Here is a 21761-nt window from a genome sequence, read left to right on the forward strand (position 1 = left end):
GAAGTAACGAAGTTACGACTATGATTATTTAGACGCAGATGACTGAAAGGAATCAGCGTTACCTGATATTACTATATAGTTTTGAATGTTCCATTAAATAAAGAGTAACAAAGTTACGATTATATTAAATGAGACACAGATGAGTGAAAGAAATCTGTGCTACATTAAAAGAAGTTAATAATGCTTGGTGAGAAGAGCTACGGGGGTACACCCAGAAACATTCCGAACTTGGAAGTTAAGCCCGTAAACGCTGAAAGTACTTGGAGGGAAGCCTCCTGGGAGGATAGGAACTTGCCAAGCTTTAAAAAGAAATATAAAGTCAAATAAAAAGATAAATTGACTTTTTTAAATAAATATGATAATATAAATATATTGTTGGGGTGTCGCCAAGCGGTAAGGCAACGGACTTTGACTCCGTCATGCGTTGGTTCGAATCCAGCCACCCCAGCCACATAAGAATTGTAACTGCCTTATTTAGGCAGTTTTTTTTATATAAAAAATAACTGTAGATAAAATTTGCTATATATGCTATACTTAAAAATAGAATGGAAGAGGAGAAAATACAGTATGAAATATATAGTAATTTTAATGTTAATGTCGACTTCAATAATATTTGCTGAAACAAAATTTGAAGATTTAAATAAAGAGCACTGGGCATATAAATCAATAAATTCATTAGTTGAAAGAGGAATATTAAAAGAAAATAAATATAAATTTAAGGGGAATGAAGCTCTTACAAGATATGATTTTGCTGAAAATTTAGCAAGAAGTATTGACTATATAGATTTAAAAAAAGCTAATAAAGAAGATTTAAATATACTAGAAGCTTTGATGCTTGAGTTTTCTCAAGAATTAAATAAAATAGGTTTTGATGCAAGTACTTTTAATGGAAGACTAGATAATATAAATGAAACTATTGAACTTTTGAGAGAGAGAGTAAATGAAAATGAGAAAACAATAGATGAATTAAAAAAGAGAATAGAAACTCTTGAAAATAAAAATTAAAATTAGGAGGGAATAGATAATGAAAAAACTGTCATTTGATTATTCTAAAGCACTTGGGTATGTAAGAGAAGAAGAATTATCTTTTATGAAGGAACAAGTTTTAACAGCTGAAAAATTTTTAAAAGAAAAAAATGGAGCTGGAAATGATTTTTTAGGTTGGATAGAATTACCAACTAACTATGATAAAGCTGAGTTTGAAAGAATTAAAGCTGCTGCAGAAAAAATAAAAAAAGATTCTGATATTCTTCTTGTTGTAGGAATAGGTGGTTCATATTTAGGAGCAAGAGCTGCAATAGATTTCTTATCTCATACTTTCTATAATAATTTACCAAAAGATAAGAGAAAAGGAACAGAGATATTCTATGTAGGAAATAATATCTCTGGAGTGTATTTAAAACACTTATTAGATATATTAGAAGGAAAAGATTACTCAATCAATGTAATCTCTAAATCAGGAACTACTACTGAACCAGCAATAGCTTTTAGAGTTCTTAAAAAACATATAGAAGAGAAATATGGAAAAGCAGAAGCTAAAAATAGAATATATGCAACTACAGATAAAGCAAAAGGAGCATTAAAGAAATTAGCTGATGAAGAAGGATATGAAACATTTGTAATTCCTGATGATGTAGGAGGAAGATTCTCTGTATTGACACCAGTTGGATTACTTCCTATAGCTTGTGCAGGAATAGACATAGATGAGCTTATGGCAGGGGCTAGAGAGGCTCAAAATGACTATAATGCACCATTTGAAGAGAATGACTGTTACAAGTATGCTGTAATTAGAAATATTTTAAATAGAAAAGGTAAAAATATTGAGATGTTAATAAACTATGAACCAAGATTACACTATTTTGGTGAGTGGTGGAAACAACTATTTGGAGAATCTGAAGGTAAAGATGGAAAAGGATTATTCCCAGCAGCAGCAGATTTTTCAACTGATTTACACTCAATGGGACAATATATTCAAGATGGAAGAAGAGAGTTATTTGAAACAGCAGTATTAATAGGAGAGCCTGAAGCTGATATAACAATAGAAGCTGAAGAAGTAGATTTAGATGGATTAAACTATCTAGCAGGAAAAGGAATGGATTTTGTAAATAAGAAAGCTGCTCAAGGAACATTACTTGCTCATGTTGATGGTGGAGTACCTAACTTAGTAGTAAATGTCCCAGAAGCTACTCCATTCCATTTAGGATACTTATTCTATTTCTTTGAAAAAGCTTGTGGAATGAGTGGATATATTCTTGGAGTAAATCCTTTTAATCAACCAGGTGTAGAGTCATATAAAGCTAATATGTTTGCATTACTTGGTAAAAAAGGATATGAAAAAGAAGCTGAAATATTAAATAAAAGATTAGAGAATAAATAACTTTTATATATTTAAAGCTTAGAAGTGAGTTTTTTAACTCACTTCTTTTATCATAAATATTTATTAAATAAAAAGGAGAAATAATGAAATTTATAGAAGAATTTAAAAAATTTGCATTACGTGGAAATGTACTAGATATGGCAGTAGGAGTTATAGTAGGAGGAGCTTTTAGTAAGATTGTATCAAGTATGGTAAATGATATGATTATGCCTATAATAGGAGTTTTTACAGGAAAAATTAATATCTCATCTTTGAGTTTAAAATTACCATCTAGTATAGCTGGTGGAGATTCTGTAGTTATAAAATATGGACAATTTTTACAGAATGTTTTAGACTTTACAATAATTTGTTTATGTGTATTTTTTATGATTAAACTAGTAAATAAATTAATAAAGAAACATGAAGATAGTAAACCAACTCCAAAACCAACAAATGAAGAGCTATTATTAAGAGAAATTAGAGATATTTTAAAAAATAAAAACTAGTGAGAAATTTCTCACTAGTCTATAATAAGATTAACTATTTTTCCCTGATTAACATCTATTAATCCTTTATCAGTAATTTTTAAAGCTGGAGAAACTGGGAGTGAAAGAGTACATAATGACATAATAGGATTATAGTGTTTATATCCTAATTGTGACATTTTTTCTCTAAGTATTTCTACCTCTTTTCCAAGCTCTTGTACTGTTTTTTCAGAGAGGATACCAGCTACAGGTAAAGGAACTTCAGCTAAGATTTCTTCATTTTCTACACAACAAATTCCTCCTTGTAGCTCTATAATTCTATTAATAGTTTTAGTCATATCTTTGATATTTTTTCCAATAACCATAAGATTATGATGGTCATGAGCATATGTAGTTGCAATAGCTCCGTTTTTTATACAATCTCCAGTAACTAATCCAAAACCAATATTTCCATTTTTTCCATGTCTTTCAAAAACTGCAATTAACATATATGGAGAATTTTCCCAATCTAGATAACCATTTTTAACATTTAGCTTTTCTATTATTTCTGTTGTTCTTGTACTTCCATCAATTACTTTTATAATACGACAATTTACTTCATTCTCTTTATTATTTACGGGAATTTGAAAAATATCTTCATTGATTTTTTCTACTCTAACACTTTGGTAAAACTCTTCTGGAAATTTATAATCAGTGGGAATATATTTTGCTTCAGAATTAATATTATATACCTCTTTACCATCTATAAATGTTTGAGTAATATGAAGGTTTTTTAAGTTATCAATTAACAGAAAATCTGCTTTTTTACCTGGTGCAATAACTCCTCTATCGTGCAGATTCATTCTTCTAGCTGGAGTAAAAGTAGCACAATAAATAGCATTCTCTATATTAATACCTGCTTGAATAGCTTTTTTAATGACGACGTTAAGATGTCCTTTGTGCAAAAAAGTATCAGGCATAGTATCATCAGTAACAAAAGCAAAATGTTCATATAGATTATTTTCTTTAATATAGTTTATTAATTCTGAGGATATGGATTTTGCTTGTAACTCCATAAACATTCCATTTTCAAATCTTTGAACAAACTCTTCAAAAGTATGTTCTGTATGGTCACCATTAATTCCTAAGTATAAGAATTTAGCTAAATCTAAGTCTAAGAGTTTAGGACAATGTCCCTCAATAGCATATTGAGGTTTATTTTTCTTGACATACTCTATAAATTTACAGATATCTAAAGAGTTATCAACAATAACTTTTCTATAATTCATAATTTCTCCAATACAGATAACTTTTGGATTAGAAGTTAAATTTTTCATTTCTTCAAAGTCTAAAATAGCTCCAGTTGTTTCTAAATCAGGAGAAGTAGAAGGAACACTACTAGGAATACCATAAAAAATAGAAGTATTAATACTATTTTCAGCAGCAATCATAGCTTCTATTCCTTTTTTACCAAATACATTGGCAATTTCATGAGGTTCTGCAACAATAGTTGTTACTCCATTTTTAGAAAGATGATGGCAAAAAGGTGCAGGTGTCATCATAGAACTTTCTATATGCATATGGATATCTATAAATCCTGGAATCATATATTGATTTTTTCCATCAATAGTAGAGCTAGCCTCAAATTCTATATTTTTATTATTGTCTATATACAAAAATTTATTATTTAAAATTGCTACATTACCATCTTTAAATTTTTTTAAATAAGAATTAAAGACTTTTACATTTTTTACTAATAAATCAACTTTCATATAAAAACTCCTACATAGTTAAAGTATAGAAATAATAACAAAGGACAGCTGCAAAAGGATACATTGTTAGAGGCAATTCTTTATGTTTACCACTTGCTATTTTTAAAATAACATAGACAATTATTGCTGCTGCAATACCATTAGCAACGTTATTTGTAAAAATTGTTAAGGCAACAGATAAAAATGCAGGAACACATTCAGTAGTATCTTCATAATTTATATTTTTCATTCCACTCAACATTTTTACTCCCATAAGAATAAGAGTAGGAGCAGTAGCAGCAGAAGGAATCATAAGGGCTAAAGGTGTTATTAAAAACATAAGAATAAAAATAAAAGAAGTAGCTACAGCTGTTAATCCTGTTTTTCCACCAGCTTCTACTCCAGAAGCAGATTCTAAGTATGTAGTCATACAAGGCATACAAAATAGACTACCTAAAACAGTAGATATAGAATCTACATAGAAGCATTTTTCTATACCAGGTAAATTTCCATTTTTATCAAGTAGACCAGCTTTTGCACCAACCCCTATAACAGTTCCAAATGTTGAGAAAAAGTCAGGAATAAATAAAGCAAATAGAAAAGGTAAGTATTTTATATTTAATGCTCCCATAACATCTATATTAAAAATCATATCTGTAGGATTTCCAGGGGCTGCTAAAAAAGAAGTAGGGATTTTAGTAACTCCCATAGGTATTCCTATTAATGTAGTCAAGATAATGGCAAGAATAACTCCACCCTTTACTTTTCTAACTTCTAAAATAAGTAAAATTATTAAACCAATAATAGCTAATATAGCAGTAGGAGTTGTTAAATCTCCAAAACCAAGAACATTTTTTTTAGCATTAGCTATAATTATTCCAGCATTTCTAAAACCTAATAATGAAATAAAAAGCCCAATACCAGCACTAATAGAGATCTTAATACTTAGTGGAATTAATTTTACGATTATATCTCTAAGTCCAATAAATGAGATAATAACAAATAGAAGTCCTTCCCAGAAAATAACTCCAGAAGCAACAGCAGGAGATATTCCCTCACCAATAATCATAGAAATAGAATAAACTGCTACACTTCCAAGTCCAGGTCCTAAAACAAAAGGTCTATTAGTAACTATTCCCATAGCAATAGAGGTAATAGCACATAATATAATAACCATTGTTAAAACTCCTGATTTACCAAACCCAGCTGAGCTCATTATAGAAGGAACAGTAGCTAATACATAAGCCATAGTAGCAAATGTAGTTAGTCCTGCTATTAATTCTGTTTTAATATCAGTTCCATTTTCCTTTAATTTAAATTGTTTTTCTAAAAAATTCATGTTAATAATAAATCCTCCTCTTAAATATATTTGAAATATCATTATAACATATTTCGAATAAAATGTGAACAATATCACATAATAATTAAAGATACTGTAAATTTATTTTTAATTAAACCTATTTTTCTTTTATTTTTTAGGACTTTGTGTTAAAATTATTTGTAAAATATTTTTGGAGATGAGAAAAATGACAAATAATACTGCAGAAAAATTAGAGAAGTTACCATTAAGAAAATTATTTTTAGTAATGGCAGTACCATCAGTACTAGCTCAATTAATAAATGTATTATACAATATTGTAGATAGGATATATATAGGTCATATAAAAGAGGTAGGTTCTTTAGCACTTACAGGGGTAGGTGTGACATTTCCAATAATAATGGTGGTTTCCGCTTTTAGTGCTTTTGCTGGACAGGGAGGTGCACCCTTAGCTTCTATTGAATTAGGAGCTAAAAATTATAAAAAAGCAGAGAAAATATTAGGGAATAGTACTGCTTTATTAATAGTATTTGCAATAGTATTAACTATATTTTTTCAAATTTTTAAAACTCCATTATTATATGCTTTTGGAGCTAGTGATAATGTTATAAAATATGCTCACGACTATATAGGATTATATTTATATGGAACGATTTTTGTTATGTTATCTTTAGGACTTAATACTTTTATTAGTGGACAGGGAAATGCAAAAGTAGCTATGTTATCAGTTTTAATAGGAGCAGTTACTAATATTATTTTAGATCCTATCTTTATATTTGTATTGGGAATGGGAGTAAAGGGAGCAGCATTAGCTACTGTTATTTCACAAGCTTTAAGTGCAATTTGGGTTGTATACTTTCTTTTATCTAAGAAAAGTGTAATAAAGATAAAAATAGAAAATTTAAATCTAGAGAAAGAGATTTTAAAAAAGACAGGAGCATTAGGAATATCTCCTTTTATTATGCAAAGTACAGAGAGTTTAGTTTTATTAACTTTAAACTCAGGATTACAAAAGTATGGTGGAGATATATATGTAGGTTCAATGTCTATATTAACAAGTGTACTACAACTAATAACAGTACCAGTTTCAGGTATAACTCAAGGTATTCAACCTGTAATAAGTTATAATTTTGGAGCTGGTAATAGAAAAAGAGTTTTACAAACTTTTAAAGGAATGTTAGGAGTATGTTTAACAGTAACAATTATGATGGGAGGAATAGGAGTAATTTTTCCAGAGATATATGTAGGTATTTTTACTGATTCAAAAGAATTATTTGATTTAACTTCTAAATTTATGCCAATTTTTGTATTGGGAATGGTAATCTTTGGAATACAACAAGCTATTCAAGGAACTTTTTTAGCTTTAGGACAAGCTAAATATTCTATATTTATAGCTTTATTGAGAAAAGTTATTTTATTGGTTCCTTTAGCAGTTATTCTACCAATTTTTATGGGAGTAAAGGGAATATATTATGCTGAACCAATAGCTGATATCACTTCAGTAAGTATAGCAAGTATAACTTTTCTTTTAACATATAAAAAAATATTAAAAAGTAGAGGAATGAAAAAATGAGGGCTATTTATAGCCCTCAAAATTTATTTTTATTATCTATATATTAGTTAGATAATTTTTCTATCTATCATTTTTCTAACTACACTCTTAGCAAGGTTTATTCTTTCCTCAACAGTTGATATATCTAGATATTCATTTTTACTGTGAGCTTCTCCTCCAACAGGACCAACAGCATCTACTACTCCAACTCCTAAAATACCTAAGAAGTTTCCATCAGAACAGCCACCAGCAACTTCCCAATCATATCTTATACCCATCTCTTTTTTACTTTCATCAAATAAATCACGAAGAAGAGCAGATTTATTATTAAGTACTAATGGAGGTCTATATCCGATCTCCTTGATTTTAACTTTTATTCCTTCTACCTTAGGATTCTCTTGAAGTTTTTTCATAGTCTCTCTAATTGTTTCAAAGAATTCTACTTGATGAGACCTTCCTTCAAATTTAAAACAAGCATAATCAGGGACAATATTAACTCCAGATCCACCTTCTATAAGTCCGACGTTTAAAGAATTTTTAATATCCCAGTTATGAAGTTTAGAAATCTCTCCGACCCAATGAGCAGCTTCTACAATAGCATTGACTCCTTCTTGAGGATAGTTTCCAGCATGAGATGCTTTACCAAAAAATTCTACTTGATATTTAACAAGCCCTTTTCTTTCTATAACAGCATTTCCATTTTTACGTGCTGGTTCAAATATCATTGCATATTTTGCCTTTGCCCCAATTTTTTCAATTATAGGTCTAGAGTGTATAGAGCTTATCTCTTCATCAGTATTCATCACAAGAGCTATTGTTATATCTTCATCTTTAAACTCTTTAGCAACTTCAACCATTGATAAAACACCAGATTTCATATCATATACCCCAGCTCCAGTTGCTATATTTCCTTCTAATTTATATGACCAAGTTGGAACAGTTCCTCTTAGGAAAACAGTATCATTATGACCTAAAAACATTAAATCAACATCTTCAGAATCTCTATTTTTTGCAACTAAAATGGGATTTTTTCCATCATTTTGAGGATAAACTTCAACAATCCAATCCTTTTCTAATTCTTTTTTAAATATTTCAGTAACTTCTTGTACTCCTTCAGGAACATTACTTCCACAATCAATATTAACAAGTCTTTCTAAATCTATTAAAAATTTTTTCATATCCATATATTTTTCCCCCTAAATATTATCCAAAGAATACCATATTTGATATAATTACTGCTAATAATCCACCTAACATAGGGATAGCAGTTCTTTTTACAACTTCAAATGGAGATACTCCAGAAATTCCAGAAACAGCAACTATTACTGCTGTAATAGGAGATACACTTCTAGCAATTCCTGCAGATAATTGCATTGGCATAAGCATAACAATAGGATTTAATCCCACAGATGCCGCTACAGCTGGAGCAAGAGCTGCAAAGGCAAAGAAAGGAGCATTTCCAGAACCCATTAATATAGATGATACAACAATGATAGCAGTCATAACTAAAATCATTGGTTGAGGACCTAATCCAGCTGATTTTGTAGATTCAATAAGAGCACTGATAACACCTATCTTAGTTAATCCTAAAGCAAAGAATTCTCCAGCAACAATAAGAGTTATAACATTAGCAAATTGATTTCCCATTGCATTAAAAATGATTTTTAACTCTGTAAGAGTTGATTTAAAAGCTTTTCTTCTGATTCCCTCAATAATCATACTAAGAGTAATACTCATAAACATAGCTTCTACAACACCTATTTTAATACTACTTCCAGTTAAAGGACTGAATACTAAAATTATTAATAATGGAATAATAGGAAGAAAAGCATAAAATTTAGGAACTTCTTTCTCTTCCTCTTTGTTTTCAATATTAGAATTAAAACTTGTTGTATCTAATTTTGCATCCATTTTTTTATTAACTATATAGTGTAGAATTGTGATAACAATTACAGTAACTATTGCTACAGGAATTTGATAGTTAGCAAAATAAAGGGCAGCATCCATTTCAGCAGTTTTTGAAGCTAATACAGCATTACCTGAAGTTGGTCCTAAATCAAGACAAGCAGCAGTTCCAATTACAGAAGTAGCAGCTAATGAAGAAACTCCTAATGAAACAAGAATAGGGTATACAGTAACCATTAATAATACTCCAAGTCCTGAGGCACTAGGAATAAATACATTTAAGATTTGCCCTACCACATAAGATAGAGCTAGAACAATATATGGTGAATTTAATTTTTGTAATGGTTTAATAGAAAGTTTTACTAGGGCATTACTAGCACCAATGTGATCCATATATTTAGCAAAAGCTGAAACTATCATGATAGCTAATCCAAGACTACCAGAGGTTTTTATAAAGTTTTTACTCAATTGAGCAAAAATATCAAGGTATAATGAACCAGTAGCACTTTTTTCCATAACAGGAGAGTTATTTAAAAGTATTCCACCAAGAAGTAGAGCAGCTCCACCTATAATTAAAACTCCTTGAGCATGATATTTTTTTACAATTAAATATCCTACAATTAAAATAACTAAAATTGCAACAACAAAATTCATTTTTATTCCCCCTTTTTAAATATTTTATAAAAAGGTAATTAAATTTTTAGTTTAATCACCTTTATAGACTATTATTTATCTATCTTATCTGCCCCATGTCTGTAGTGAGGTAGTAATAGAGGTGATATTCTATCTGTTTCTATTCCATTTTTCTTTAGCTCTTCGTGGTATTGCTTTACATGTTCTAATGTTAATTCTTTTACAATAACATTTTTACTCTTATTTCCTGCACTCTTACCAGCTCTACGTCCAAATACAATTATATCAAGTAATGAGTTACCCATTAATCTATTTCTACCATGAATTCCACCAGCACATTCTCCAGCTACATATAGATTTTCAATTTTAGTTTCTCCATACTCATTAATTAAAAGACCACCATTTTGATAATGAAGAGTAGGATATATTAGAATAGGTTCTTTAGTCATATCTATTCCAAACTTTTTAAACATTCTATACATTGCAGGAAGTCTCTTTTCTAAAGTTCCTTCTCCATGAATAATATCAATAAGTGGAGTATCTAACCATACACCAACTTCACCAGTAGGAGTATTTATTCCTTTTTTATTTACTTTACACTCATTGATTATAGCTGAAGCTTCTATATCTCTTGTTTCAAGATGATATACAAATTGTTCTCCATCTACATTTAGAGGAGTAGCTCCAAGTCCTCTTACTTTTTCAGTAACAAGGGCTCCAAATATTTGAGAAGGAAAAGCAACTCCTGTAGGGTGGTATTGGATTGTATCAGCAAAAGCAAGTTCAGCACCTACTCTATAACCTAAAATAAGTCCATCTGCAGTAGCTCCATAGTGATTTGAAGTTGGGAATCCTTGATAGTGTAATCTTCCAGCTCCCCCTGTTGTTAAAATTACAGTTTTAGCTTTTACAACAGAATATTCCTCTGTTTCAAGATTGAATAAAATAGCTCCTGCTACTTTTCCATCTGAATCTTTTAAAAGTTCTACTACTGGAGAGAACTCTACAACTTCTACTCCTAAGTTTCTAACTTCATCTCTAAGTACACGCATTATCTCTGCTCCACTATAATCAGCAGCTGCATGCATTCTTTTTCTTGAAGTTCCTCCACCATGGTTAGTAAGCATAGTTCCATCTTCTTCTTTGTCAAACATTACTCCATAGTCATTTAACCACTTAATAGCTTCTGGAGCATCATGTACAAGAGCTCTTACTAATTCTGGTATATTAGTAAAATGTCCTCCACCCATTACATCAAGATAATGTTTAGCAGGAGAATCATCTGGCTTATCAGCAGCTTGAATTCCTCCTTCTGCCATCATTGTATTAGCATCTCCAAAACGAAGTTTAGTAGCTATCATAACTTTTGCTCCAGTTTTAAATGCTTCAATAGCAGCAGAAGCTCCAGCTCCTCCAGCACCAACAATAAGAACATCTACATCATAGTCAATCTTTTGAAGATTGATTTTATCCATTTCTATTCTACTTTTTGCTTCTATTAAGTTAGCAAGCTCTAAAGGAACTTTTTGTCCCTTATTTACTCCTAGATTAATTGTTCTAAATCCACTTTCAATATAGTCTGGATGATTTTTCTTTAAAATTTCCAATTTTTCTTCTGGAGATAATCTAGGAAAATCATGTCCAAGTCTTTTTGAACGAGTTGCTTCAACTTTTTTAATCAATTCTCTCATTTCTGGTGTATACATCAATAAACCTCCAATTTATACCCTTTATTATTTAGCAATATCTCTATGATTATATAGGTCTTTAAGTTCATCAATACTTTTACTCATTAACTCATCAAGTTCAGCATCCATTTTTCCATCTTTTATTTCTTGAACTCTTTCAGATAGATGTTTACTTTCTGGAGCAATATATTTTCCTGTAATACGACGAGCTAAAAGTCCTACATTGTAATGAGTAATTCCAGCAGGACATCTTGATGCACAGATTCCACAACCTACACAGTCAGATGATTCTTCGGCACATTTTTCAAATTCTCCTCTTTGAGCATAAGCAATATATTGCATTACATTTAATCCTTGAGAACATCCTTTAGTACATGCATTACAACCTATACATTTATATAGCTCAGGATATAATTCTCCCATTGTTTCTGCTGTAGGTTCAATTTTATCCATATTGTATACAGCTTTTTTTCCAGGGAAGAAAGGAATTTGAGTAAGATACATTCCATCTTCAACTTGACTTTGACAAGCAAGAACAACTTTTAATTTATTTTCTCCTTTTGTTCTATAGATAGTGGCACAAGCTCCACAAAAACCTGATCTACACCCACAACCTCTGATAAGTTGATAGCCAGCATATTCCATCGCATCCATTATAGTTAGAGTTGAAGGAACAGAATATTTTTTACCTAATATAAATACATCAACCATTTGTTTTTCAGCCATTTTTCTCTCCTTACTAGTTTTTATTAATACTCATTTGGAAGTTCTTGAATTTCATCACATCTAAATACTGGACCATCTTTACAAACATATTTATCCCCAATATTACAACGTCCACATTTACCAACACCACATTTCATTTTCAATTCAAGTGTAGTGAAGACTTGTTCTTTTTTAAATCCAATCTCTTCTAAGCCTTGTAATACAAATTTAATCATAATAGGAGGTCCACATACTAGAGCTACTTTATTATTATCTAGTCCTAATTCTTTAACATAGTTTGGAACAAATCCCACATGTCCATTCCAACCTTCAAACTCTCTATCTACTGTAAGATGAACTTTTGTATCTTTTTGATTAGGCCATACATTGAATATATCATTTTGATGAACTAAATCATCTGGAGTACGTGAACCATAAACAATATCTACTTTTCCATAATTTTCACGATTATCCATTACATAGTTTATAACTGAACGAAGAGGAGCAAGTCCTATTCCTCCAGCTATAAAAAGAAGGTCTTTTCCTTTTAGAGCATCTTCTTCAACTGGAAAATTATTACCATAAGGCCCTCTAATTCCTATTTCTGTTCCCTCTTCAAGTTGGTGGATATAGTCTGTTACTATTCCACATTTTTTTATACTACACTCTATATACTCTTTTACTGTAGGAGATGAAGTAATAGAGAATATAGCTTCTCCAATAGGAGGAACAGAAATCATAGCACATTGTCCTGGCATGAAATCGAAAGGCTTTCCCCCCTCTGGATTTTCAATTCTAAATGTTGTAACATCAGGAGTATCTCTTCTAATGTTAGTTATTATAGCCACCTTCGGCATTAAAGGGTCATTATCATGACAACCACAATTACAGCTCATCTTATTCCTCCCCTAATTTTTTTATTACTTTTACTATATTTAATCCAATTGGACATTTTTCTATACATCTTCCACAACCTACACAAGAGTATAATCCATCATGATTTTTAGGATAATATACTAATTTATGCATAAATCTTTGTCTTACTCTTTGAAGTTGAGAAGTTCTAGGATTTCCATGTGCCATACGTGTAAAATCTGAAATCATGCAAGAGTCCCAACATCTATATCTTTCACCACAGTTACCTCCATCATAATCTTTTACATCATAACAGTGGCAAGTAGGACATACAAATGTACAAGAACCACAAGCTAAACATTTTTTACTAATTTCTCCCCAAAATTCTTCCATATCAAAAATTTCTTGTTGTGCTTTTGTAATTTTTTTAGGATTTAAATTTTTAAGAGGAAGAGTTGCTAATTTTTCTTTTATAGATTTTTTTAACTCTTCAAGGTCTGAAGTACTTCCATCTTCTAAAAGAGTAGAAAGAGAGTTTAAAAGTTTTTCTCCTTTTTCACTTTTAGCTTCTAGATATAGATAATCTCCTTTTTCCCAAGTAGCAACATCTGAAGCTGGAGAAGCTTCTGATGGGTCAATTTCAAAAGCTGTACAAAAACAAGTTTCCTCAGGATTATTACATGCAGAAGTTACAATTATTCCTCTATCTCTGTGAGCTTTATAGTATGTATCTACTGGCTCTCTTAAAAAGATATTATCCATTACTTTAAGGCTTGCTGCGTCACAGTTTCTTACACCAAATATTACATATTCATTATCATCTACAGCTACAGGAGTAAGTTCAAGTTTTTTCTTGTTATGTCTAAATTTTAAATATGTTTCAGTTTGTGGAAAAACAAACTCTTTAACTGAAGAATTTGTTTTTAAGACATCAAGTCTTATATTTTTATCTAGGCTATAAGCACCAAAGTTAATTAAACTTCCTTGCTCCATAGGAAGAAATAAATCAAAGTGAGTATTTATAAGTTCCCATAATTCAGGTAATTTACTTTTTAAAATTCTTTTCATTATTTACCTCCTTTTTTTATTGCAAAGTTATCTTTATCCTCTAAAGTATATGATACAAGAGGAGAAGGGGTAGTAGAATCCATACCTGCTTCCCATTCACCATAAGTTTCATTTAAATCTTTAATTATTTTTCTATTTAATAAATCCAATCTTATATGAGCTGGACATACTCTAGCACATTCTCCACAATCTACACAATTTCCTGCAACATGATAAGCTCTAGTTAAATGGAAAAAACTAGTTTCAGTTTCAATATTAGCCTTTCCTAATACATTGATATCATCATTGTCAAAGATGCATTTTACACAGCTACATGCTGGGCATATATTACGACAGGCATTACATCTGATACATCTTGAAAATTCATTTGACCAGAATTCATATCTTTCATCAGCACTCATATTTTCAAGAATTTTTACCTCTCTAAATCTTTCTTCTGGATTTCCAATATTATTAATCTCTTCTCCTATTAACTCATCATAAACTACAGGATTAGGATGAAGACAGTTTTCACATTTAGTATATTTTTTATTTTTTGAATCTAGCATTCCAGAACAAGGGATTCCCCAAACATAAACCTTATCTCTTTCTATTCTATTATCTCTTAAAAGTTGATTAAATCCTAGTGAATCACAACCTTTTAAGAAAACTCCTATTTTTTCATATTTTTTAGTTTGCTCTATTAGATATTTACTTAAATTATTGACACAGTAGTTATCGAAAATAAGAGAGTCTACCTTTTCTACTTCAGTTATAAAAACAGGAGTAGATTCAAAGGAAAAATCTCCTTTTTCCCAACCAATAACCATCTGAACTTTATTATTTAAAAGTGCTTCTTTAGCTATCTTTCTAATTTTTTCAGTCATTATTTCCATCTACCATCCTTCAATTTTTTGTTTGGTCCAAGTTTATAGACATTTTCTAAAACTTCATTCATAACTGTAGCAAATTTATTTGCTTCAGCAGCTGATATCCAATCAATTTTAAATCTCTCTTTTTCAATACCTAAATATTCAAGAAGATTTATAAATATAGAAAAACGACGTCTTGTATAGTAGTTACCAGTAGAATAGTGGCAATCTCCAGGGTGGCAACCAGCTATTACTACACCATCTGCTCCTTTTTGAAAAGCTCTTATTATAAAGTTAGTATTAACTCTACAAGAACAAGGAACTCTAATGATTTTTACATTTGCAGGATAATTCAATCTACTAGTTCCTGCAAGGTCAGCCCCTGCATAACTACACCAGTTACAGCAAAAGGCAACTATTAAAGGTTTGAATTCTTCTTTTTCAACTTTTTCTATAGACGACATATTGCATCTACCTCCGCCATAATTTGTTTGTTTGAAAATCCTTTCAAGTCTATTGCTCCAGGACGACAAGATACTGTACATCCTCCACATCCTTGGCAAAGAGCTTCATTAACTGTTGCTACAAGTTTTCTTATAATTTTTCCATGGTCATTTAAGTCAGTCATTTTTAAAGTAATAGCATCATAAGGACACATTTCAGCACATTGTCCACAACCACTACATAAATCAGTATTAACTGCTGATACGCAAGGGTTAGTTACAAGTTTGTCCTTACTTAAAAGAATTATAGCTTTTGCAGCTGCAGCACTTGCTTGAGCTACTGTTTCAGGAATATCTTTAGGTCCTTGACAAGCTCCTGCTAAATAGATTCCTGCTGAAGCTGTTTCAACTGGTTTTAATTTAGGATGGGCTTCTGTAAAGAAATTATTTGTATCTGTACTTACATTAAGCTTTCTTTTTAAAGCTACAGTATCATCTTTAGCTTTAGTAGCAGCGGCAAGTACTACCATATCAGCATCTATTATAACAGTTTGACCAGTAAGAGCATCTACTCCATTTACCATAAGTTTATCTCCTTGAGGGAAAACTTTTCCTACCATACCTTTTATATATTGGACTCCATACTCTTCAACTGCTCTTCTTTGGAATTCATCAAAGTTTTTTCCTGGAGTTCTTACATCTATATAGAATACGTATGCCTCGATATCAGGATATTTATCTCTTAATAACATTGCATGCTTAGCTGTGTACATACAACAAATCTTAGAACAGTAAGGTTTACCTCTATCACTAGTATCTCTTGAACCAATACATTGAACAAAGACAACTTTCTTAGGTTTAGTATGGTCAGAAAGTTTTAAAAGTTTTCCATGAGTAGGTCCAGCAGCATTAGTTAATCTTTCAAATTCTAGAGAAGTAATTACATTTGGATGATCATAACTGTATTCTCCAAATTTTGAAAGATCTATTAAATCATATCCAGTAGCAACTACTATTGCACCATATTTTTGCTCTATAATCTCATCTTTTTGATTGAAATCTATAGCCTTTGCCATACAAAGTTTTTCACAAATACCACATTTGCCTGTCTTCATTTTTATACATTGAGTTGTATCAATTACTGGAACATTTGGTACTGCTTGAGCAAAAGCTTTATATATTGCTCCTCTATTTGTTAAATTTTCTTCAAATTCATTTGTAGCTTTTCTTGAAGGGCATTTTTCTACACAGATTCCACACCCTGTACACTTATCCATATCTACATATCTAGCTTTTTTTCTAATTGAAACTGTGAAATTTCCAACATATCCATTTACAGCTTCAATTTCACTATAAGTATGCAAAGTGATATTAGGATGCATAGAAGCATCTACCATTTTTGGTGTTAGAATGCAGGCAGAACAGTCTAATGTAGGGAAAGTTTTATCTAGCTGAGCCATTTTACCACCGATACTTGGTTGCTTTTCTACAATATCAACCTTGTATCCAGCATCTGCAATATCAAGAGCAGTTTGAATTCCAGCTATTCCTCCACCTATAACTAAAGCTCTTTTTTCTACTTGACTTTCTCCAGATACAAGTGGTGTATTCAAAAGTGCTTTTGCAACAGCTGCTTTTACGAGAGAGATAGCTTTTTCTGTTCCTTCCTCTTTATTTTTATGAACCCATGAACAATGTTCTCTAATATTAGCTATCTCTACAAGGTAAGGATTTAATCCAGCTTTTTCAGCAGCATTACGGAATGTTGTTTCATGCATTCTTGGAGAACAAGAAGCAACAACTACTCTAGTTAAATTATGTTCTTTGATTGCATCCTTTAACATTGTTTGCCCAATCTCAGAGCACATATATTGATAATTCATTGAATATACAACACCTGGTATATCTTTAGCAGCTTCAGCAACTTTTTCTACATCTACTGTTCCTGCTATATTATTTCCACACCAGCATACAAAAACTCCAACTCTTTGCAATATTCTTCCTCCTCATATAAAGTAATATTATTTGCTATATTTACGAAATGCACTCATAAAAGCTTGTTGAGGGATTTTTTTATCCACCATTAACTTTGGTACATCTTCAGGTTTTAGTTTATTTTCATCTTTTTTTCTAATAATTGTTAATCTTACTGCTTCCATCAATTTACATAAATCAACATTTCTAGGACAACGAGATGCACAGTTAAAACAAGAAGCACAAGTCCAAATAGTTTTACTATTTTTAACAGATTCTAAATCTCCCATTTGAAGATATCTGATAATTTGATGTGGAAGAATATCCATTCCATCAGTAGCAGGACAGCTAGCACTACATTTTCCACATTGCATACAATTTGCAACTTTTTCTTTACTTATTTCTTCTACTAAAAGAATATCTTTTTTATTTTTATTAAAAGTTTTTTTCTCTCTTTCCAATTTTTCCTCCTTAAAATTACTTGTTAATTTTTTTTACTCCCAAAGCTTCAGCTAGTATCTCAGTAAAATATTTTACTGAAATCTCATTTTTAAGTTCAAGATTATATTTACATAGTGGGCAAGCTGTAACAATCTCTATTGCTTCATTTTCAAGTGCAGATTTTATAATTTTTTCACTCATTTTTTCAGTAAGCTCTTTATTATTAACAGCAAGATAAGCACCACAACATTCATTTCTATAAGGATAAATTACTGGGATTCCACCAAGAGCCTCTATAAACTCCTCTATAATAGATGGATTTTCAGGGTCATCTACTTGCATCTGTTTTTTAGGTTTTAATAACATACAGCCATAGTATGCACCAATTTTACGATTTAAGGGGTTTGTAACTTTTTCTTTAATTTTATCAAAACCAACATATTTTTTTAGCATTTCTAAATAATGTATAACTTCCCCTTCTCCATTATATGCTGTTTCTAGTTGAAGATAGTTATTGGCTTTGTTTCTAAAATTTTCATCAATTTTTAAGTCTTCATTTGTTCTTTTCAATACATGATGACAAGCTGTACAAATTGTAACTAATTTATTTCCTTCACTATGAGCACTTGCCAAACTTCTAACTGCTGAGAGTCTAGTTGCTATCTCATTACTTCCTAATGGATATACAGCACCACAACACTGCCACTCTTTTTGTTCTGCTAATTCTACTCCTAAAATTTTAGCTGACTCTAATCCATATTTTTCAAGTTCTTGAGCTTTAGTTTTTAAAGTACATCCAGGATAATAGCTAAATTTCATACTTTTTTCCCCTCCTAATTTAATAATTATTAAAACTTACATTAATATATTTTGATTATTTTTAGTTTTTTAAGTATTAAAATTGAACTTAATATATTAGTATATTAAAATGATAACTTAATATCTTTTTTATGTCAATATATTTTTAGGAAAAAAAGAAGATATTGTAAGTAAAATCACAATATCTTCTTAACTTAAAAATTATATAAAATAATTTGGATATTCTTCAATTAAAATAGGAAGTCTATTTTTTAATCTACAAAAATGCTTTTCTAAAATTTCTTGAGCTAATTCAGGTTTTTTATATTTAATTATTTCATATATTTGTTCATGACCTTTTAAGGTATAATCATCCTTTATTTTTACAGGAGAATTTAAGTTTCTAACTCTTAAATAATCAAAAAGTTCTCTAGATGTTATTTTAAAAAGTTCTTGAAAACCTATACCTTTAAAAATAAGTTTATGAAAATCAATATCTAGTTTATGATACTCTTCAGCATTTTTAGTTGTGGAAAGAATTAATCTTTGTTTTTCTATATTTTCTTTTAATTTATCTAAATATTCTTGAGGAAAATACTCACAGGCTAGTTGTATCATCTTGACTTCTACACATACTCTAAGTATTTGTCCTGCTTCAAATTTACTTTTATCAATTTTTGTTACAAAGGTTCCACTTTGAGGAAGTGTTTTAATAAGTCCCTCATGTTTTAACAAAAGAAGAGCTTCACGTATAGGAGTACGACTCATATTAAAAATTAGAGAAAGCTCTTGTTCTTTAATTTCAGAACCAGGTAAAAGTTTTAATTCTAGGATATTTCTTTTTAAAACTTTATAAACAAAGTCAGCATTTGTTTTTCCTATTATATTATCATATATTTTCATAGTTATTTGTTCCCTCTCTATGTTATTTTCTTATATTTTACATAATTATCTATTTTTTATATCACTTTTAATTAAACGTACAAGCATTATGATTAGAGGAATTAAAGTAAATAGAATTGCTTTACCTAGAAATATATGACAGAGAATAGTAGATATAAATCCTCCTAATGTAAATATTCCTATCATTTCTAAATGGATTTTTAATCTATTTTTAGCCTCTTGATTATCAACATTTTTAATAAAGTTAACAAAACTTTTTCCAGCTTGTCTTATATGATTCGTACAAAATGTAGTTGCAACTGGAACCTTTCTAGTAGTTTGAAAGGTATTGTATTGCATAGAGCAAATAAAGCTAATAAGAATTTGAGATATCTGATAAGGGGCATCTTCAGGTAAGAAACCTAAGAATGTTACGGTTATTATCTCAATGAAAATTAAAATAGTATCCCAACGAATATTATGTAATCTTTTTATAGGACCACTAATAGCTTCAGATATGATAGTTCCTATAAAATATGCTGATATGGGAATTAAATAATAGAATGCTTGTGAAAATTTTCCTGAACCTAAATTAACAGCAAAAAGAACAAAGTTTGCAGTTTGAGCATTGGAGAAAACTCCACCTCTAATGGTATAGGTAAAAGCACCATAAAATCCACTTGTCATCATTAAAGTTAAAAATACCCATAATTTTTCACATTCTAATTCATTTTCATTGATTCTACTCTTTTTTTTTCTTTTCCATTTAAAGAATTTCATAATTTAAAATACCCCTTATTATTAATTATCTTTACAAACACATTTCATAAATATTTTTTATATCTTCTTTTTTAAGTTCTTTAAATCCTTTTAAAACTCCATTACCACAAGCTTTTTCAGCCATTATATCAAAATGAGTTCTATCAATGTTAAGTTCAGTTAGAGTTTTAGTAAGTTTTAAATCTTCAAAAAAGAATTTTTCTAAAGCTTCTATACCTTTTAAGCTGGCTGTCATATTATCCAAAGAGCTATCTATTCCAAAGACAGAAACAGCAAAGTTTTTAAATCTTTCGGAATTAGTTTCATCTAAAATATATCTCATCCAACGAGGAGTAAGGATAGCTAATCCAAGTCCATGAGTTATATCATAGTATGCTGAAAGTTGGTGTTCCATAGGATGACAGCTCCAATTACATTTTTGACAAGCTCTAGCAAAACCATTTATAGCCCAAGATGAAGTCCACATTAGGTTAGCTCTAGCTTCTTCATTTTCAGGCTCTTTCATAGCAGTAGGTGCATATTTGACAACAGTTTTCATCATTCCTTCCATAAAGCAATCCAGCATGTACATACTTCCAGTTGTATTAAAATATGTTTCCATAATATGTGAAAGTATATCAGCAGCTCCACAAGCAGTTTGATATGGAGAAACTGTAAAAGTATTTTTAGGATTAAGGAAAGAAACTTTAGGTTGCATAAGAGGAGAAGCAACTCCTATCTTATCATTAGTTTCTAAGTTACTAATTACTCCACCAGCATCCATTTCTGAACCAGTTGCTGAAAGGGTAAGAATAGTAACAAGAGGAAGACAATTAATTACAGGTACTTTTTTTGTAACTATATCCCAAGCATCTCCTTCATAAAAAGTAGCTGCAGCAATCGCTTTAGTACAATCTATAACTGAACCTCCACCTACAGCTAGTAAAACATCTATTTTTTCTTTTTTACAAATATTGGCTCCAGTATTAACAGAAGTAACTCTTGGATTTGGTTCTATACCATTTAGTTCAAATATCTCTAGATTTTCTTTTTTTAATTCATCAATAACTTCACCATAAAGTCCAATTTTTTTTATAGAACCTCCACCATAACAAAGCAATACTTTTTTTCCAAATTTTTTAATTTCTTTTCCAAGATTAGAAAGTTGATTATCTCCAAAATATACCTTTGTAGGAATATTATAAGTAAAGTTAAACATAGTTTTTCCCCCCTAGTTTCAAAGTAATCTATTCTAATTATAACATAAAAATATTTTTTTTTCATTTTATATTTTATAATTTTAATTTTAACAAGTGTT

At 30.2% G+C, this 21761-nt stretch carries 20 protein-coding genes, 1 tRNA gene and 1 rRNA gene; 6 read left to right on the forward strand and 16 right to left on the reverse strand.

The window, feature by feature from the left end:
* Nucleotides 1–183 precede the first annotated feature (183 nt).
* From rrf to mscL, 5 genes are all read left to right on the forward strand, one after another.
* Nucleotides 184–300, forward strand: a 5S ribosomal RNA gene (rrf, locus tag FMAG_RS08760).
* Nucleotides 301–376: 76 nt separating this feature from the next.
* A tRNA-Gln gene (locus FMAG_RS08765) sits at nucleotides 377–451 on the forward strand.
* A gap of 116 nt (nucleotides 452–567) precedes the next feature.
* A complete protein-coding gene (locus FMAG_RS08770; protein WP_005885984.1) occupies nucleotides 568–1005 on the forward strand; it encodes an S-layer homology domain-containing protein in 438 nt (145 codons plus the stop codon).
* Between the two features lie 19 nt (nucleotides 1006–1024).
* Nucleotides 1025–2377 (forward strand): glucose-6-phosphate isomerase, encoded by a 1353-nt coding sequence (locus FMAG_RS08775; RefSeq protein ID WP_005885986.1) that lies wholly within the window; start codon nucleotides 1025–1027, stop codon nucleotides 2375–2377.
* Between the two features lie 83 nt (nucleotides 2378–2460).
* The gene (gene mscL / locus FMAG_RS08780) at nucleotides 2461–2862 is read left to right on the forward strand and encodes a large-conductance mechanosensitive channel protein MscL (RefSeq protein ID WP_005885988.1); all 402 of its coding nucleotides are present in this window, start codon (nucleotides 2461–2463) and stop codon (nucleotides 2860–2862) included.
* Nucleotides 2863–2876: 14 nt separating this feature from the next.
* On the opposite strand, the gene FMAG_RS08785 is transcribed toward mscL, so the two are convergent.
* Nucleotides 2877–4592, reverse strand: a complete 1716-nt coding sequence (locus tag FMAG_RS08785) for an adenine deaminase (RefSeq protein WP_005885992.1) — start codon at nucleotides 4590–4592, stop codon at nucleotides 2877–2879.
* 10 nt (nucleotides 4593–4602) lie between these two features.
* Nucleotides 4603–5910 (reverse strand): NCS2 family permease, encoded by a 1308-nt coding sequence (locus FMAG_RS08790; RefSeq protein WP_005885994.1) that lies wholly within the window; start codon nucleotides 5908–5910, stop codon nucleotides 4603–4605.
* Nucleotides 5911–6097: 187 nt separating this feature from the next.
* On the opposite strand from FMAG_RS08790, the gene FMAG_RS08795 reads away from it, so the two are divergent.
* Nucleotides 6098–7462 (forward strand): MATE family efflux transporter, encoded by a 1365-nt coding sequence (locus FMAG_RS08795; RefSeq protein WP_005885996.1) that lies wholly within the window; start codon nucleotides 6098–6100, stop codon nucleotides 7460–7462.
* Nucleotides 7463–7509: 47 nt separating this feature from the next.
* Here the strand turns inward: FMAG_RS08795 and FMAG_RS08800 are convergent, their stop codons facing one another.
* The 14 genes from FMAG_RS08800 to FMAG_RS08865 all read right to left on the reverse strand — a co-directional run bounded on the left by FMAG_RS08800 (nucleotide 7510) and on the right by FMAG_RS08865 (nucleotide 21662).
* Complete coding sequence (locus FMAG_RS08800) at nucleotides 7510–8625, reverse strand: M20 family metallopeptidase (RefSeq protein WP_005885999.1); 1116 nt, start codon at nucleotides 8623–8625, stop codon at nucleotides 7510–7512.
* A gap of 19 nt (nucleotides 8626–8644) precedes the next feature.
* A complete protein-coding gene (gene dcuC, locus FMAG_RS08805; protein ID WP_005886001.1) occupies nucleotides 8645–10000 on the reverse strand; it encodes a C4-dicarboxylate transporter DcuC in 1356 nt (451 codons plus the stop codon).
* A gap of 71 nt (nucleotides 10001–10071) precedes the next feature.
* Nucleotides 10072–11685 (reverse strand): FAD-binding protein, encoded by a 1614-nt coding sequence (locus tag FMAG_RS08810; RefSeq protein WP_005886003.1) that lies wholly within the window; start codon nucleotides 11683–11685, stop codon nucleotides 10072–10074.
* A gap of 27 nt (nucleotides 11686–11712) precedes the next feature.
* Complete coding sequence (locus tag FMAG_RS08815) at nucleotides 11713–12393, reverse strand: 4Fe-4S dicluster domain-containing protein (RefSeq protein WP_005886005.1); 681 nt, start codon at nucleotides 12391–12393, stop codon at nucleotides 11713–11715.
* Nucleotides 12394–12416: 23 nt separating this feature from the next.
* Complete coding sequence (locus FMAG_RS08820) at nucleotides 12417–13268, reverse strand: FAD/NAD(P)-binding protein (RefSeq protein WP_005886007.1); 852 nt, start codon at nucleotides 13266–13268, stop codon at nucleotides 12417–12419.
* Nucleotide 13269: 1 nt separating this feature from the next.
* Nucleotides 13270–14295, reverse strand: a complete 1026-nt coding sequence (locus FMAG_RS08825) for a 4Fe-4S dicluster domain-containing protein (protein ID WP_005886009.1) — start codon at nucleotides 14293–14295, stop codon at nucleotides 13270–13272.
* Nucleotides 14295–15170: a 4Fe-4S dicluster domain-containing protein gene (locus FMAG_RS08830; protein ID WP_005886010.1), complete on the reverse strand. Its 876-nt coding sequence runs from the start codon at nucleotides 15168–15170 to the stop codon at nucleotides 14295–14297. The genes FMAG_RS08825 and FMAG_RS08830 overlap by 1 nt, the downstream gene beginning before the upstream one ends.
* Nucleotides 15161–15610, reverse strand: a complete 450-nt coding sequence (locus FMAG_RS08835; protein WP_005886012.1) for a hydrogenase iron-sulfur subunit — start codon at nucleotides 15608–15610, stop codon at nucleotides 15161–15163. The genes FMAG_RS08830 and FMAG_RS08835 overlap by 10 nt, the downstream gene beginning before the upstream one ends.
* Entirely contained in the window at nucleotides 15598–17583 is a 1986-nt protein-coding gene (locus FMAG_RS08840) for a CoB--CoM heterodisulfide reductase iron-sulfur subunit A family protein (RefSeq protein WP_005886013.1), read from the reverse strand. Before FMAG_RS08840 ends, FMAG_RS08835 begins: the two co-directional genes overlap by 13 nt.
* Before the next feature lie 27 nt (nucleotides 17584–17610).
* Complete coding sequence (locus FMAG_RS08845; RefSeq protein ID WP_005886015.1) at nucleotides 17611–18024, reverse strand: 4Fe-4S dicluster domain-containing protein; 414 nt, start codon at nucleotides 18022–18024, stop codon at nucleotides 17611–17613.
* A gap of 16 nt (nucleotides 18025–18040) precedes the next feature.
* On the reverse strand, nucleotides 18041–18823 hold the full coding sequence (locus FMAG_RS08850) for a CoB--CoM heterodisulfide reductase iron-sulfur subunit B family protein (protein ID WP_005886017.1): 783 nt from the start codon (nucleotides 18821–18823) through the stop codon (nucleotides 18041–18043).
* 201 nt (nucleotides 18824–19024) lie between these two features.
* On the reverse strand, nucleotides 19025–19705 hold the full coding sequence (locus FMAG_RS08855; RefSeq protein ID WP_005886019.1) for a GntR family transcriptional regulator: 681 nt from the start codon (nucleotides 19703–19705) through the stop codon (nucleotides 19025–19027).
* A gap of 45 nt (nucleotides 19706–19750) precedes the next feature.
* Nucleotides 19751–20464, reverse strand: a complete 714-nt coding sequence (locus tag FMAG_RS08860) for a YoaK family protein (protein ID WP_005886020.1) — start codon at nucleotides 20462–20464, stop codon at nucleotides 19751–19753.
* A gap of 31 nt (nucleotides 20465–20495) precedes the next feature.
* A complete protein-coding gene (locus FMAG_RS08865; RefSeq protein WP_005886022.1) occupies nucleotides 20496–21662 on the reverse strand; it encodes an iron-containing alcohol dehydrogenase in 1167 nt (388 codons plus the stop codon).
* Nucleotides 21663–21761 lie beyond the last annotated feature (99 nt).

The organism is Fusobacterium mortiferum ATCC 9817 (assembly GCF_000158195.2).
Classification (GTDB): domain Bacteria; phylum Fusobacteriota; class Fusobacteriia; order Fusobacteriales; family Fusobacteriaceae; genus Fusobacterium_A; species Fusobacterium_A mortiferum.

Excerpts from the sequence above, each read along its gene's own strand:
- FMAG_RS08770 (WP_005885984.1), top strand. The coding sequence starts at position 568 with ATGAAATATATAGTAATTTTAATGTTAATGTCGACTTCAATAATATTT.
- FMAG_RS08775 (WP_005885986.1), top strand. The coding sequence starts at position 1,025 with ATGAAAAAACTGTCATTTGATTATTCTAAAGCACTTGGGTATGTAAGA.
- mscL (WP_005885988.1), top strand. The coding sequence starts at position 2,461 with ATGAAATTTATAGAAGAATTTAAAAAATTTGCATTACGTGGAAATGTA.
- FMAG_RS08785 (WP_005885992.1), bottom strand. The coding sequence starts at position 4,592 with ATGAAAGTTGATTTATTAGTAAAAAATGTAAAAGTCTTTAATTCTTAT.
- FMAG_RS08790 (WP_005885994.1), bottom strand. The coding sequence starts at position 5,910 with ATGAATTTTTTAGAAAAACAATTTAAATTAAAGGAAAATGGAACTGAT.
- FMAG_RS08795 (WP_005885996.1), top strand. The coding sequence starts at position 6,098 with ATGACAAATAATACTGCAGAAAAATTAGAGAAGTTACCATTAAGAAAA.
- FMAG_RS08800 (WP_005885999.1), bottom strand. The coding sequence starts at position 8,625 with ATGGATATGAAAAAATTTTTAATAGATTTAGAAAGACTTGTTAATATT.
- dcuC (WP_005886001.1), bottom strand. The coding sequence starts at position 10,000 with ATGAATTTTGTTGTTGCAATTTTAGTTATTTTAATTGTAGGATATTTA.
- FMAG_RS08810 (WP_005886003.1), bottom strand. The coding sequence starts at position 11,685 with ATGTATACACCAGAAATGAGAGAATTGATTAAAAAAGTTGAAGCAACT.
- FMAG_RS08815 (WP_005886005.1), bottom strand. The coding sequence starts at position 12,393 with ATGGCTGAAAAACAAATGGTTGATGTATTTATATTAGGTAAAAAATAT.
- FMAG_RS08820 (WP_005886007.1), bottom strand. The coding sequence starts at position 13,268 with ATGAGCTGTAATTGTGGTTGTCATGATAATGACCCTTTAATGCCGAAG.
- FMAG_RS08825 (WP_005886009.1), bottom strand. The coding sequence starts at position 14,295 with ATGAAAAGAATTTTAAAAAGTAAATTACCTGAATTATGGGAACTTATA.
- FMAG_RS08830 (WP_005886010.1), bottom strand. The coding sequence starts at position 15,170 with ATGGAAATAATGACTGAAAAAATTAGAAAGATAGCTAAAGAAGCACTT.
- FMAG_RS08835 (WP_005886012.1), bottom strand. The coding sequence starts at position 15,610 with ATGTCGTCTATAGAAAAAGTTGAAAAAGAAGAATTCAAACCTTTAATA.
- FMAG_RS08850 (WP_005886017.1), bottom strand. The coding sequence starts at position 18,823 with ATGAAATTTAGCTATTATCCTGGATGTACTTTAAAAACTAAAGCTCAA.
- FMAG_RS08855 (WP_005886019.1), bottom strand. The coding sequence starts at position 19,705 with ATGAAAATATATGATAATATAATAGGAAAAACAAATGCTGACTTTGTT.
- FMAG_RS08860 (WP_005886020.1), bottom strand. The coding sequence starts at position 20,464 with ATGAAATTCTTTAAATGGAAAAGAAAAAAAAAGAGTAGAATCAATGAA.
- FMAG_RS08865 (WP_005886022.1), bottom strand. The coding sequence starts at position 21,662 with ATGTTTAACTTTACTTATAATATTCCTACAAAGGTATATTTTGGAGAT.